The sequence below is a fragment of the Caulobacter segnis ATCC 21756 genome (assembly GCF_000092285.1).
GTDB lineage: Bacteria > Pseudomonadota > Alphaproteobacteria > Caulobacterales > Caulobacteraceae > Caulobacter > Caulobacter segnis.
On record NC_014100.1, the window covers coordinates 1124146 to 1138044 of the forward strand.

At 67.5% G+C, this 13899-nt stretch carries 15 protein-coding genes; 10 read left to right on the forward strand and 5 right to left on the reverse strand.

All coding sequences use genetic code 11. From position 1 onward, the window contains the following. Positions 1-91: 91 nt before the first annotated feature. From CSEG_RS05255 to CSEG_RS05270, 4 genes are all read left to right on the forward strand, one after another. Positions 92-697 (forward strand): NUDIX domain-containing protein, encoded by a 606-nt coding sequence (locus tag CSEG_RS05255; RefSeq protein WP_013078220.1) that lies wholly within the window; start codon positions 92-94, stop codon positions 695-697. Between the two features lie 89 nt (positions 698-786). Beyond that, positions 787-1587, forward strand: coding sequence for a purine phosphorylase family 1 protein (locus CSEG_RS21460; RefSeq protein WP_013078221.1), 801 nt, complete (start codon positions 787-789; stop codon positions 1585-1587). A gap of 109 nt (positions 1588-1696) precedes the next feature. Beyond that, positions 1697-2536 (forward strand): serine O-acetyltransferase, encoded by an 840-nt coding sequence (gene cysE / locus CSEG_RS05265; RefSeq protein ID WP_013078222.1) that lies wholly within the window; start codon positions 1697-1699, stop codon positions 2534-2536. Positions 2537-2546: 10 nt separating this feature from the next. Then, positions 2547-3338, forward strand: coding sequence for a glutaminyl-peptide cyclotransferase (locus tag CSEG_RS05270; protein WP_013078223.1), 792 nt, complete (start codon positions 2547-2549; stop codon positions 3336-3338). Positions 3339-3461: 123 nt separating this feature from the next. Here CSEG_RS05270 and CSEG_RS22475 read toward each other — a convergent pair whose 3' ends face one another. Next, positions 3462-3629: a hypothetical protein gene (locus tag CSEG_RS22475; RefSeq protein WP_157038970.1), complete on the reverse strand. Its 168-nt coding sequence runs from the start codon at positions 3627-3629 to the stop codon at positions 3462-3464. A 72-nt stretch (positions 3630-3701) separates the two neighbouring features. On the opposite strand from CSEG_RS22475, the gene CSEG_RS05275 reads away from it, so the two are divergent. Together CSEG_RS05275 and CSEG_RS05280 are read left to right on the forward strand one after the other, a co-directional pair. Beyond that, the gene (locus CSEG_RS05275) at positions 3702-4634 is read left to right on the forward strand and encodes a LysR substrate-binding domain-containing protein (RefSeq protein WP_013078224.1); all 933 of its coding nucleotides are present in this window, start codon (positions 3702-3704) and stop codon (positions 4632-4634) included. Between the two features lie 53 nt (positions 4635-4687). Next, a complete protein-coding gene (locus CSEG_RS05280; RefSeq protein WP_013078225.1) occupies positions 4688-4894 on the forward strand; it encodes a DUF3126 family protein in 207 nt (68 codons plus the stop codon). Between the two features lie 73 nt (positions 4895-4967). On the opposite strand, the gene CSEG_RS05285 is transcribed toward CSEG_RS05280, so the two are convergent. Further along, on the reverse strand, positions 4968-6239 hold the full coding sequence (locus CSEG_RS05285; protein WP_013078226.1) for an MFS transporter: 1272 nt from the start codon (positions 6237-6239) through the stop codon (positions 4968-4970). A 75-nt stretch (positions 6240-6314) separates the two neighbouring features. Between CSEG_RS05285 and CSEG_RS05290 the strand changes: the two genes are divergently transcribed. Together CSEG_RS05290 and CSEG_RS05295 are read left to right on the forward strand one after the other, a co-directional pair. Continuing rightward, positions 6315-6815, forward strand: a complete 501-nt coding sequence (locus tag CSEG_RS05290; RefSeq protein ID WP_244264923.1) for a TetR/AcrR family transcriptional regulator — start codon at positions 6315-6317, stop codon at positions 6813-6815. A gap of 124 nt (positions 6816-6939) precedes the next feature. Beyond that, positions 6940-7626: a GNAT family N-acetyltransferase gene (locus CSEG_RS05295; protein WP_013078227.1), complete on the forward strand. Its 687-nt coding sequence runs from the start codon at positions 6940-6942 to the stop codon at positions 7624-7626. A 55-nt stretch (positions 7627-7681) separates the two neighbouring features. Here the strand turns inward: CSEG_RS05295 and CSEG_RS05300 are convergent, their stop codons facing one another. The 3 genes from CSEG_RS05300 to CSEG_RS05310 form a co-directional block, all read right to left on the reverse strand. Continuing rightward, positions 7682-9676: an OPT family oligopeptide transporter gene (locus CSEG_RS05300; protein WP_041538208.1), complete on the reverse strand. Its 1995-nt coding sequence runs from the start codon at positions 9674-9676 to the stop codon at positions 7682-7684. A 138-nt stretch (positions 9677-9814) separates the two neighbouring features. Then, complete coding sequence (locus CSEG_RS21465; protein ID WP_013078229.1) at positions 9815-10126, reverse strand: hypothetical protein; 312 nt, start codon at positions 10124-10126, stop codon at positions 9815-9817. Between the two features lie 140 nt (positions 10127-10266). Continuing rightward, positions 10267-11058, reverse strand: a complete 792-nt coding sequence (locus CSEG_RS05310) for a PhoH family protein (RefSeq protein ID WP_083778353.1) — start codon at positions 11056-11058, stop codon at positions 10267-10269. 318 nt (positions 11059-11376) lie between these two features. Here CSEG_RS05310 and CSEG_RS05315 point away from each other — a divergent pair, with 318 nt between their 5' ends. Together CSEG_RS05315 and CSEG_RS05320 are read left to right on the forward strand one after the other, a co-directional pair. Next, on the forward strand, positions 11377-11910 hold the full coding sequence (locus tag CSEG_RS05315; protein WP_013078231.1) for a gamma carbonic anhydrase family protein: 534 nt from the start codon (positions 11377-11379) through the stop codon (positions 11908-11910). A 323-nt stretch (positions 11911-12233) separates the two neighbouring features. Then, a complete protein-coding gene (locus CSEG_RS05320) occupies positions 12234-13898 on the forward strand; it encodes a choline dehydrogenase (protein WP_013078232.1) in 1665 nt (554 codons plus the stop codon). The last annotated feature ends 1 nt before the right edge of the window (position 13899 follow it).

The window sequence follows — 13899 nt, forward strand, 5'->3', positions numbered from 1 at the left end:
CAGCGTTGTAAGGCCGTTCAGTTAGGCCTTGCGCGGCCCCGATGGAACCGCGCGCTCGCAAAAATGAGCGGCCTTGAAGTCTGGAGCGACGATGTCCGACAAGCCCGCCTGGTTGAAGCCGCACGGAAAGCCCTGGGGCGTGGACTCCAGCCAGGTCGTCTACGACAACCCCTGGATCACGGTCACCGAATACCAGGCGATCGCGCCGACAGGCCGTCCTGCGCTGTACGGGAAGATCGGCTTCAAGAACCAGGCGATCGGGATCGTGCCGCTGCACGACGACGGGACCGTCACCCTGGTCGGCCAGAACCGCTTCTCGCTCGCCAACTACAGCTGGGAGCTGCCCGAGGGCGGCGCGCCGCACGGCGAGGATCCGCTGGACGGCGCCAAGCGCGAGCTGGCGGAGGAGGTGGGGCTGCAGGCCAGCGACTGGCGCCCGATCCTGAGGATGGAACTCTCCAACTCGGTCACCGACGAGATCGCTTACGGGTTCCTGGCGATGAACCTTTCGCCGACCGAAACCGCACCCGACGAGACCGAGGACCTCGCCGTGGTCCGCGTGCCGTTCCGCGAGGCGCTGGACGCGGCGGTGGCCGGCCACATGCCCGACGCCATCACCGTCGCGCTGCTTTTGCGGACGCATCTGATGGCGGTGCGAGGCGAGCTGCCCGCGGCTTTGGCGGCTCTCATGCTGTAACGCGACGGGGAATTGATCCTGATCGTGTCGCGCGATCGCGTTCCGGTCCAGAACCAACTCCGCCCATCCGCGGAGTCGCCAGGACCGTCATGACGCAATCGCCCCATCTCACCCCGCAAAGCCTGGTCGGCCGCCGGTTTCCGCCCGACATCTTCGGCGACGTGAAGGTCGCCCTGGTCGGCTACTGCCCGCCGCCGTCGGCGCTCGAGCGCTACCAGCCCGAGCGGGTGGAGGGGCAGCATTTCATCCACCTGTCGCCCGACAGCGTGCGGCTGCTGAGCCACGGAGGCCGCAAGTTCCTGTCGCTGGCGCACGTCTACGGCGGCCCGGTGTCGAGCTCGACGGCCGAGGAACTGGCCTATTACGGTATCGAGCTGGTGCTGGCCTACGGCCTGGCCGGCGGCCTCGGAACCGGCGACCTGGGCATGGGCGACTTCTACCTGGCCGAGGACACCCTGGCGGCGGACGGCACGACTCCGCACTACACGGGCGCTCGTATCCTGCGGGCCGACCAGGCGCTGGTCGACGCCGCGCTCGAGCTGTGGCCCGGCCCAACGCCGTTGAAGCCCGTCCGTGTCGCCACGGGCGATGCGATCTATCGCGAGTACGACCCGATGCTGGAGGCCTATCGTCTGGAGGGCTGCGACATCGTCAACCTGGACTGCGCCCACCTCTACGCGGCGGCGCGCATCAATTCGTCGGGGCGAGCGATGCGCGCGATCCAGTGCGGGGTGATCTCCGACGTCGTGCCGGCGGAGCCCGAGGCCCGGTCCAGCAGCACCCTGTCGGCCATGCTGGCGGACGGCGAAGAAGGGCTGAACCCTTTGGAACGGACCGGCGAGATCGCATCTTTCTTCATCGAGACCTTGACGCCGGCGCTTTTGCCCTGATCTGAGCGGGGCGCGTCCGAGCGGGTGTCTTGAACATCCGTTCGGGTTTTGTGGAGCATTTCGTATATAGATGCTCCACGCGCCCAGCCTGCTGGGGAGGGAGAGCCCGATGGCCAAGCACTTGGAAGTGGTGACCCCCGAGACGGAAACCCCCGTCTGGGTCGCCCTGCGAAACCAGGCCGAACACGCCGCCAAGGCCGAGCCGGCCCTGGCCTCGCTGCTCAACGCGGTGATCCTGAGCCATGACAACCTGGCCGACGCCCTGACCTTCCAGCTGGCGCGCAAGCTGGGCGACCAGGAGATGCGGGCGATGACGGCGCGCGAGTTCGCCGCCGACGCCTTCAAGAGCGATCCCTCGATCGTCGAGGCGGCCGAGGCCGACCTGAAGGCGGTCTTCGAGCGCGATCCCGCCTGCAAGGGCTATGTCCAGCCGTTCCTGTTCTTCAAGGGCTTCTTGGCCCTGCAGACGCACCGCGTCTCGCACTGGCTGTGGACCCAGGGCCGCGAGACCCTGGCCTTCTACCTGCAGAGCCGGGCCAGCGAGGTCTTCCAGGTCGACATCAATCCCGCCGCCAAGATCGGCAAGGGCGTGTTCATCGACCACGGCACCGGCATCGTCATCGGCGAGACCGCGGTGGTCGGCGACGACGTCTCGATGCTGCACGGCGTGACCCTGGGCGGCACCGGCGCCGAGCGCGGCGACCGTCACCCCAAGATCGGCAAGGGCGTCCTGCTGGGCGCCGGCGCCAAGGTGCTGGGCAACATCACGGTCGGCGACTACGCCAAGATCGCCTCGGGCTCGGTGGTGCTGCGACCGGTGCCGGCCCACTGCACGGCCGCCGGCGTGCCCGCGCGCCTGGTCAACTGCCCGACCTGCGAGGAGCCGGCCAAGACCATGGACCACACCCTGGCCGAGACGGTCTACGCCGCCGGCGACTACGTGATCTGAGCCTGATCCCTTGAGTTCCAAGCGTCTTCGCCTCGGTGGGCTGCTGCTGTGCGCCGCCCTGGCCTTCGGTTTCGCCGTTTCCGCCCAGGCCGCGCCCGCGCCGGTGGGCGGCTATCAGGTCGTGCGCGCCTATGCGCACGACGCCGACGCCTTCACCCAAGGGCTGTTCTATCGCGACGGCTTCATGTTCGAGAGCACGGGCCTGCGCGGTCGCTCCCTCATCCGTAAGTGGAGCCTGGAGACCGGCTCGGTCGAGCAGGAGCGCCTGATCGACAGCCGCTATTTCGGCGAGGGGATCGTCGACTGGAAGAACCGGCTCTACGAGCTGACCTGGACCAACGAACTGGGCTTCATCTACGACATCGACAGCTTCGAGAAGGTCGGCGAGTTCAGCTATCCGGGCGAAGGCTGGGCCCTGACCCGCGACGACAAGCGGCTGATCATGAGCGACGGCACCGCGTTCATCCGCTTCCTGGATCCCGACACCCTGAAAGAGACCGGCCGGATCGAGGTCACGGACGACGGCGTGCCCGTCCGGAACCTCAACGAGCTGGAATGGGTGAAGGGCGAGCTGCTGGCCAATGTCTGGCAAACGACCCGCATCGCCCGCATCGACGTCAAGACCGGCAAGGTGCTGGGCTGGATCGAACTGGGCGGACTCCTGAAGGAAGCCGGCGTCACCGGCCAGCGCGACGACGTGCTGAACGGCATCGCCTACGACGCGGCCGCCGACCGCCTGTTCGTGACCGGCAAGCTGTGGCCGAAACTTTTCGAGATCAAATTGACCGCTTCGTCGCGTTGAGACGGAACCGCGTTCGGGGGATGGCGTTAATTCTGCGTCCGCCCCTCTACGCCCCCCCGACCTAGTGGGCGGACTTGAGCCCTGGCCGCGCGTATCGCCGCCAGGGCTCAACCCTATCTGGGGTCAGCTTTCCCGAAATGGCTTGGCGCAGGCGATGTTTGGCGAAGCCTTGGCGGCCGCCGATCGAACGTCGGGGCTTGTCGCCGGCCTCAGCAGGCCGTTGATCGCGGCCGCCCAAATCGCCAGCAGCGCCAGGATCTGAAGCGGTGTGATGCGGGAAGGTGAGGGCATGTCCGCCTTATCCCGTGATTGCGCGTCGCCGGATAACGACTTATCCGTCAGCCTTCTGTGAGGTTTCTTCACATGGCTCGCCGCATCCTGCCGCCGCTGAACGCCCTTCGCGCCTTCGAGGCCTTCGGACGCCATGGTCGCATGACGCTGGCCGCCGACGAACTTTGCGTGACCCACGGCGCGGTCAGCCGCCAGATCCGGCAGTTGGAGCAACACCTCGGTGTCGCCCTGACCGAGGGGCCACGCACGCGCCTGCGCATGACCGAGGCCGGCCTGAAGCTGGCCCAGGCTCTGTCGCCGGCCTTCGACCAGATCGAGGCGGCGACGCCGCGCTCGGTCGAGGCCGGCGCAAAGCCGCTGGTGGTCTCTTGCCTGCCGACCTTCGCCATGAAGTGGCTGATCCCGCGCCTGCCGCGATTCCAGGCCGCTTATCCTGAAATCCCGGTGCGGGTGGCGGAGTCGAACGGTCCTTTCGATTTTCGTGATGACCAGATCGATCTGGCGATCCGGATGCGCCGTCCGGGGGAGGGCGACTATCCGGATTCCGTGGCCGAGCCCTTCCTGCGCCACTACCACGGCCCGGTGATGGCGCCGGAGCTTGCGGCTGGGCGGGTCGTCGATTTCCAGGCCGTCTGCGCCGCCCCCCGCCTGCAGACGCGGACCTATCCGCAGAGCTGGAGCGACTGGATCCGCGACACCGGCGCGGAGGGCCTGCCGCCTGCCGCTCGCGAGCAGGAGTTCGACCACTTCTTCTACATGCTAGAGGCGGCGGCCGCCGGGCTGGGCGTGGCGGTCGCGCCGTGGGCCTTCGCCCAGCGCGATCTGGCCAGCGGGCGTCTGGTCGCCCCGCTCGGATTCGCGCCGGGCCAGACCTGGATCGTGGCGCTGACGCCCCGCGAGGGCGGCTCGCCTCAGGCTATCATATTCCGCGATTGGCTCGTCGCCGAGGGAGCGTCCACACCTCTTCCGCCGGAAGCGGCTTGCCAGTCGCGCGCCGCACGCTAGTTTCGCCCCGAGGACGCGCCCCGGGCGCTTCTAGCCAAGAATAAGGATTCCCCGTGGACGCCAACACCATCGCCAAGATCGAGAAGCACCTGAAGCGGACCTTCGGGAACCCGCACATCCAGCTGAAGCCGCGTCCCAAGCAGAAGGACTCGGCCGAGGTGGAAGTCGCCGGCGAGTTCATCGGCGTCATCTTCCAGGACGAGGACGAGGACGGCTCGTTCATGTTCGAGATGGCCATCCTGGCCGAAGACCTGGACTAAGGCGAAGAGGGGGTTAGGCGACGTGTAAGCGGTTCGCCGCCCGAACACCCTCTCGACAAAGACGTCGCGCGCCTCAGGCCATCGCCGGCCTGGGGACCGCGCGGCGGATCATCAGCGAGGCGACGCCGGCGACCAGGCCCGCGGTCCCTGCGATGATGAAGGCCTCGACATACTGGCCCTGGCTGGCGCGGATGGCGCCGGCGCCGATAGCCGCCGTGGCCGCGCCCAACTGGTGGCCCGCCGCGATCCAGCCGAACACGATGGGGCCGTCGCGGTCCCCGAAGGCCTCCGTCGCCAGACACACCGTCGGCGGCACGGTGGCGATCCAGTCCAGGCCGTAGAACACCGCGAAGGCCGACAGGCTGACCACCGAGAAGTCCGAGAAGGGCAGGTAGATCAGCGATAGCCCCCGCAGCACGTAATAGACGAACAGCAGCTTGCGGCTGTCGTAGCGGTCGGTCAGCCAGCCCGACGCGGTCGTCCCGAACAGGTCGAACAGTCCCATCAGCGCCAGCAGGCCGGCGGCCCGGACCTCGGGCATGCCCCGGTCGCCGCAGAACGCGATCATGTGCACCCCGATCAGGCCATTGGTGGTCAGGCCGCAGATGAAGAAGCCCAGGAACAGCAGCCAGAAGGTGCGCGTCCTGGCCGCTCGGCCCAGGGCCTGGAAGGCGTAGGCGAGGGCGCCGCCGGCGTTGATCGGAGGCGGGGCTTCGTAATCCTCGGGGGCGCCAAAGGGCTTGAGACCGACATCCGCCGGCCGTTCGGGGATCAGCAGCCACGTCAGCGGCGCCAGCGCCAGACACACGGCCGCGATGGTGATCACCACCGGCTTCCAGCCGCCATGCTCGGCGATGAAGGCCATGCCAGGCAGGAAGATCAGCGACCCGGTGGCCGTGGAGGCCGTCAGCAGGCCCAGCATCAGGCCGCGCCGGGCGACGAACCAGCGGTTCACGACCGTCGCGCCCAGCACCATCGCCACCGCGCCGCTGCCGAGGCCCGCCAGCACGCCCCAGGTGGCCACATACTGCCAGGACGTGGTCATGAAGGCCGAAAGCCCGGTGGAGAGCGCCATCAGCAGGAGGGCCAGGGTCACGGTCCTGCGCAGGCCGAATGAATTCATCAGCGCGGCCGCGAACGGGCCGGTTAGGCCGTAGAGGAAGATGCCGATGGCGGCGGCCAGGGAGATCGAGGCGCGGTCCCAGCCGAACGCCTTCTCCAGCGGCAGCATCAGCACGCCTGGCGCGGCGCGAAGAGCGGCGGCCGCCAGCAGGGCCAGGAAGATCGCTCCGGCGACCACGAAGGCGTAGTTCTGCCCGAACGGGCGACGGTGGGCGGTCGTCATGCGGTCCTCGATGTAACCGATCGGTACGGTCTTGATTGGCTACATACGTACCGGTAAGTAACATCGTCAAGAGCCATGACCAAAAGAACGCCAGAAGAGGTCCTGTCCGGACCTTACGGATCGGCCCCGCGGGCGGCCGACCGCATCTTCGACACCGCGTGCGAGCTGTTTTATCGCGAGGGTATCCGCGCCGTCGGCGTGGACGAAATCGTCACCCGCGCCGGTGTGACCAAGCCCAGCCTCTATCGCAGCTACAAGTCCAAGGACGAGCTGGTCGCCGCGGTGCTCCGCCAGGTCGAGGCCGGGTTCTGGGAGCGCTTCGAGGCCGCTGAACAGCTGCATCCGGGCGATCCCAAGGCCCAGATGGTCGCCTATTTTCAAGGCTTGGCCGATCGGTCTGGCGGCGACGACTATCGCGGCTGCAACCTCTCGAACGCGCGGTGGTCGAATATCCCGATCGCCAGCACGCGGGCCGCCAGGTCGCGCAGGTCCACAAGCAGCAGCTGCGCGAGCGCCTCCAGGCCAAGGCGGCCGAGATGGGCGCGAGCGACGCGAAGGCCCTGGGCGATGCGATGATGTTGCTGGTCGAAGGCGTCTTCACCTCCAGCCAGATGTTCGCCGGCGACGATAAGCCGGCCAAGGCCGTCGTCGGCGCGATGAAGGCGTTGATCGCCGCCTATTGCCCCGCTTGAATGGGGACATGAGCGCTCACATCCTGGATCGCCCCGTCTGGGCCACGCTGACCGGTCGTCAAGCGCATCTGGCCGTCCGAGGCGGCGGCGTGATCCGGATGCAGCCGGACTACGGGCTGTTCGCCGCGCTGCCCGACCAAAGCCCCGAGGCCCTGGCCGCGCTGGGCGAACTCGTGCGCGACATGGGACCGGTGGGCCTGGTCGAGCTGGCCGCCCCGCCGCCCGTTCCTGGAACCGAGGTCGTCTCCAGCGCCCTCTGCCTGCAGATGGTGGCCGAGACCGTCGCGCCGGCTTGGGACGTTCCCTTCGACATGCTGCCGCTGGGCGACGCCGACGCGGCCGAGATGCTGGCCCTGGCCACCCTCACCAAGCCGGGCCCGTTTTTCGCCCGCACGCACCAGCTCGGCGCGTTCATCGGCGTCCGTGTCGAGGGCCAGCTGGTCGCCATGGCCGGGGAGCGGATGCGGCCCGACGGCTACACCGAGGCCAGCGGCGTCTGCGTCCATCCCGACCATCGCGGAAAAGGCTACGCGGCGAGGCTGCTGCGCGAGGTGACGGCCCGGATCCTCGATCGCGGCGACAAGGCCTTCCTGCACAGCTACGCCGACAACGCCACGGCGATCGGACTCTACGAGTCGTTGGGCTATCGGGGGCGGGCCGAGGTGGTGTTCACGGTGATGCGGCCGGCGGAATGAAAAAGACCCCGAGGTCGCCCTCGGGGTCTTTTGTTTAGTGGAGCTTAGAAAAGGCTTACGCCTCCAGCGCCTTCGCGCCGGCCTTGCGGGCCCAGCGGTAGAGGCCGATGACCACGATGGCCGCGGCGAGCAGCGACAGGACCATGCCGACATGCTCGGGCGGCGCGAACGGCACGGCCAGGGGCTCGCCCTTGCCGGTCGAGACGATCATCAAGGCCAGGGCGACGTTGAACAGGCTCTCGCCGACGATGAAGCCCGAGGCGATCAGCACGCCCAGGCGCTTGGCGGGCTCGGCCGCGCGGTCCTTGGCGACGATCTTCTCGAACAGCCAGCCGGCGACGGCGCCGACCACGACCGGGGCCGTGACGGTGCTCGGCAGATAGATCGCCAGGCCCACGCCCAGGGGCGGCAGGCTGAGGCGGTCCTTGCTGGTCTTGCGCAGGATCGTGTCGACGGCGACCAAAGCGAGGCCGATCAAGGCGCCGACGCCCAGCAGGCCCCAGTCGAGGTCGCCGCCTAGCACGCCCTTGGCCAGGGTCGAGATCAGGGTGGCTTGCGGCGCGGCGAGCGGCTGGTCCGAGATGGCCTGCAGGTTCGGCGCGCCGGCGAAGCCGTTCGAGCGGTTCAGCAGCTCCAGCACGAACGGGATGACCACGGCGCCCGACAGCACGCCGATGATCAGGCCGACCTGCTGCTTCCACGGGGTGGCGTCGACCAGTTGGCCGGTCTTCAGGTCCTGCAGGTTGTCATTGGCCACGACGGCCACGGCCAGGACGCAGGTGGTGACGTAGAGGGAGAAGGCGATCAGGGCCTTGGTCACGTCGGGGCCGACGAGGCCGCGGCCGACCACGCCGACCATCAGCGACGCGCCCAACACCGTAAGAATGGCGATGCCCGAGACCGGGCTGTTGGACGAGCCGATCAGGCCGGCCATGTAGCCGCAGACGGCGGCGGCCAGCAGACCGGCGAAGATCAGATAGCCGATCCCGATCGCGACCAGCGGCGCGGCCAGGCTGGTGATCGGACCGCCGGCCAGGAAGTGGGCCAGGAACCAGCCGGCCGGGGCCAGGAGGATCAAGGAGACCAGGCCGACGATGCCGATCGGGATGTCCTGCTCGACGCGCGGCAGGTCGCCGGCGCCGCTCTTGCGGGCCTTGGCGGCGGCGAACGCCGACTTGAGGCCCGCCGTGATCGGGCCGACCAGCTTGGCCAGGGTCCAGATGGCGGCGGCGCCGATGACGCCCGCGCCCAGGAAGCGGACCTGGGTCTTCCAGACCGAAAGAGCGTGGGTGGCGGCGTCGGCGTCCGGCATCGGCGTGGCGAGGGTGAGGATCGGCACCAGGATCGCCCAGGCGATGAACAGGCCGGCGAACATGGCGATGCCGACGGTGATGCCCATCAGGTGGCCCGCGCCCATCAGGGCCAGCGAGCTCGAGGCGCCCAGACCGGTCGCGCCCGCGCCAGCCTTGAACTTGAAATAGGCGGCGACCTCGGCGGCGAACAGCTTCGCCGCGCCCAGGGCGCCGAACAGGGCCGAGGCGATCGCGCCCAGGCTGACGGCGACCAGGCCCGCCTTGCCCTCGGCGGCGCCTTCGCGCGAGCCGGTGCCGACCTTCAGCACCTCGGCGGCGGCGACGCCCTCGGGGTAGGGAAGGTTGGAATTGGTCACCAGGGCTCGGCGCAGGGGGATGGTGTACATCACGCCCAGGATGCCGCCGACCGCGCAGGCGCCGAAGGTGGGCAGGAACGGCACGTTCGCCCACCAGCCGATCATCAAGAGGCCCGGCAGGACGAAGATCACCGAAGACAGCGTCCCCGCCGCCGACGCGATCGTCTGGACGATGTTGTTTTCCTGGATGGTCGAGGTCTTGAACGCCCGCAGCAGGGCCATCGAGATGACGGCGGCGGGGATCGAGGTGGCGAAGGTCAGGCCGACTTTCAGGCCCAGATAGACTTGCGCGGCGGTGAAGACGAGGGTGATGGCGATGCCGAGGAGTATCCCTCGGAGGGTCAATTCGCTGCGCGGCGCGGTCGAGTCGGCCATGAACATGTCCAAAAAAGTAGAAAGGCGGCCGGACCTTGCACGTCCGACCGCCTCCAACTCAAGCTCGGATTTCGCCTAGACCGATGAAAAGCCAGGGCGAACGGCGCGATCTGACCCCGCTGGGAAGCGCAGACCCACCCGCTTCTAGAGCGGACGGGTTTCCGGGCGCGCCTCGGGAGGGGAAAGCTCGCAGACCTCAGCCACGCGCGCGGCCAGATAGCGGTCGCCGTCAGTCTTCATGGCTTGCAAGGCGTCATCGCAACGGCCGGCGTTGATCAGTGTCGCGGCGCGCTTGGCGCGCGCCATCTGCTCAGCCTGACGGGTGATGGCGGCGCCGCCGAAGTACATCGGCTGGCGATGGTATTCGTTGAAAGACTTGGGCGCGGGAAGCCTCTGCTGCGGGGGAGCCGCGGTCGTGGCCGCCTGTAGTGAGATCGCCAGTAGAGTCCCGATCATCGTCTTTGCCTCTATGGTTGAAAATTGTCCCAGTAAGGACTGTCTCACGCTCTTGGGTTGTGAGCAACGGGCTGAAAGCAAATCGGGCTCGCCACGTCGTGACGAGCCCGAAATCTTAGCGGTGGACTGGCCCCGCCGGGCTAGAGCACGCCCAGCATCTCCGCGACCAGCGGGTGGCGGACGATGTCGCGGTCGGCCAGGCGGACGACGGCGATGTTGGGCACCGCATCGAACTTGGCCGAGACTTCCGCCAGGCCTGAGATGCCGGGCAGGAGGTCCGATTGGTTGGGATCGCCGGTGACCACCATGGTCGAGTGCCAGCCCAGGCGCGTCAGCAGCATCTTGAGCTGCATGTAGGTGCAGTTCTGGGCCTCGTCGATCACCACGAAGGCGTTGTTCAAGGTGCGGCCGCGCATGAAGCCGACCGGGGCGATCTCGATGGCGCCCTCGGCCATCAGGGCCCGCATCCGCTTGACCGACAGCCGGTCGGTCAGGGCGTCGTAGAGCGGACGCAGATACGGGGCCAGCTTGTCTTCCATGTCGCCCGGCAGATAGCCGATCGACTCGCCGGCCTCGACGGCGGGGCGCGAGAGCACGATGCGGCTGACGCGCCCGGCCTCCAGCGCCTCCACGGCCTTGGAGATGGCGATGTAGGTCTTGCCGGTGCCGGCCGGACCCAGCGCCATGACGAGGTTCTTCTCGTCGATGGCTTCCATCAGCTCGGCCTGGCCGGGCGATTTCGGTTTTATGGTTTTAAGATAGCTCTGGTCCCGACTATCCCCTCTCGCGCCTCCCTCATCGGGCAGAGGCGACCAGCCGCCGCGGTGATCGACAGGCAGGCGGCGCACCTTGGCGTCGTCGTATTGGCCGGTCTCGTACGCGCCTTCGCGCGCCATCCGCTTCAGGGCTCGCTTGGTCATCAAAGCCTCCATTCGGGCATGAAAAAAGGACGAGGCCGTAAGGCGTCGTCCTTGGCGGTGAGCTGGATTTGAACGAAGCCGCATGCGCGGCCGGGCGGCTCGGAGGAGCTTTCCCCGGGAGCGGGGGACGGTGCTGTACGCCGAAACGCCAAGTGCGACACCTCGTCTTCGTCAGCGGGCGGGCGAAGGCGTCTCCGCCAGGCCCGTCACGATCAGGAGAATGATTCCCGCTGAGGGAATGTTCCCCCCTGAATCGCCGGACTACAATGGCGACGATAGGGTTTCCGGATCGTTAATTTCGAAATCGCCGGCAAGAAACGAGGCATACGGATGAATGTATATTCCCTGGGCGACCTAAATCCGACACTGCCGTCGAAAGAAGAATACTGGATTGCTCCGACGGCTAGCGTGATGGGGAACGTCATTCTTAAGAGGAATACCAGTATATGGTGGGGCGCCGTTGTTCGTGGGGACAACGATCCGATCACGATTGGAGAGAACAGCAATATCCAAGATGGTTCGGTGCTTCATACTGATCTTGGCTCGCCACTCACCATCGGCGCGAACGTGACCATCGGTCACATGGTGATGCTGCACGGCTGCACGATTGGCGACGGCTCGCTGATCGGTATTGGAGCAATCGTGCTGAACGGGGCGAAGATCGGGAAGAACTGCCTGATCGGCGCCGGCGCCCTGATCACCGAGGGCAAGGAGATTCCCGACAATTCGATGGTCGTCGGCGCGCCGGGCAAGGTCGTGCGCGAGATCGGCGAGCAGCACGCGATCGTCCTGCAGGCCTCGGCCCTGCACTATGTCGAGAACTGGAAGCGCTACGCCCGCGACCTGAAGCCGATCGAAGCCTAGCCGACGAGATCAGGACAGGACGCCGTAGGGAGCGCCGCCTGCCGCTTGGGGGATCGCAAGGCGGCGCTCCCGCTTCCCGCGTGGGAAGGGCCAACGCGGGAAGGACCCACCCTGCTGGAGGCGTCTTCCGCAAGGTAGGACGGGGCGCGATACTGCGCTCCGTTCATCCATAGCTTGTATATATCACGTCCTTGGTAGAGTTAAAATGCGAGACTCGCGTTTTCCGAGTTGTCGTCTTCCCTAGCGACACATCTTGCGCCTGACGGAAAGCCGGATCACTCTCGCCTTAACAACGATAACCTTCGAGGGAGGGCGTCCGGGCCATGGCCAGCGAACGCTATGATTACGTCGTCATCGGCGCCGGATCGGCCGGCTGCGTGCTCGCCGCCCGCCTGACCGAAGACCCCAACATCAAGGTCTTGTTGCTGGAGGCCGGCGGCAAGAACACCTCTATCCTGGTGAAGATGCCGGCGGGCGTGGGCCAGCTGATCAAGGACAAGGGCGAGCAGAACTGGGGCTTCTGGACCGAGGCCGAGCCCCACCTCGATAATCGCAAGCTCTGGTGGCCGCGCGGCAAGGGCCTGGGCGGCTCCTCGGCCATCAACGGCATGATCTATATCCGCGGGCACGCCCGCGACTACGACCAGTGGCGGCAGATGGGCCTCACGGGCTGGTCCTATTCGGAGGTCCTGCCGTACTTCAAGCGTTCGGAGACCCACCATGGCGGCGGCGACGTCTATCACGGCGACAAGGGCCCGCTGCACGTGTCGAAGGGCGAGTCCGACAGCCCGTTCTACAGCGCCCTGGTCGAGGCGGGCCGCCAAGCCGGCCACAAGACGACGCGCGACTTCAACGGCTTCCAGCAGGAGGGCTTTGGCCCTTACGACCTGACGATCCGCGACGGCAAGCGCTGGAGCGCGGCCATGGCCTATCTGTCCCAGGCCCTGTCGCGCCCGAACCTGACCTGCGTCACCGAGGCCCGCACCACGCGCATCGTCATCGAGAAACGCCGCGCCGTCGGGGTCGAGTACGTCGCCGGCAAGGGCGGCGAGCGCAAGATCGCCTATGCCGACGCCGAGGTGCTGCTGAGCGCCGGCGCGGTGCAGTCGCCGCACATCCTGCAGCTGTCGGGCGTCGGCGCGCCGGATGAACTCAAGGCTCAGGGGATTTCGGTCGTCCACGAGTCCAAGGGCGTCGGCGCGAACCTGCAGGATCACCTGGACGTCTGCGTCTCGTGGACCGCCAAGAACCTGAAGACCGCCTATTCCGCCAACAAGGGGCTGAACAAGCTGGGCGTCGGCCTCAACTACATGCTGTTCGGCAAGGGTCTGGGGCGTCAGCAGTTCCTGGAGAGCGGCGCGTTCCTGAAGTCGCGGCCGGATCTCGACCGGCCTGACCTGCAGATCCACGGGGTGCTGGCCATCATGCAGGACCACGGCAAGGTCGTGGTCGAGAAGGACGGTTTCACCCTGCACGTCTGTCAGCTGCGCCCCGAGAGCCGGGGCCATGTGGGCCTGCGCTCGGCCGATCCGTTCGATGACCCGACCATCCTGGCCAATTACCTCTCGACCGACGAAGATCGCCGCGCCATCCGTGAAGGCGTCCGGATCGCCCGCGAGACCGTGGCCCAGGCGGCCTTCGATCCCTATCGCGACGCCGAATACGCGCCGGGCGCGGACGTGCGCACCGACGCCGATCTCGACGCCTGGATCCGCGCCAAGGCCGAGACGATCTACCACCCGGTCGGCACCTGCCGCATGGGCGTGGCCGGCGATCCGCTGGCGGTGGTCGACGACCAGTTGCGGGTGCAGGGCCTGTCGGGCCTGCGCGTGATCGACGCTTCGGTGATGCCCAACCTGATCGGCGGCAACACCAACGCGCCGACGATCATGATCGCCGAGCGGGCTTCGGACCTGATCCGAGGCAAGGCGACGCTGGCTCCGCTGGACGTGCCGGTCTACGGCGACGAAACGGCGGTGGCGGCTTAGC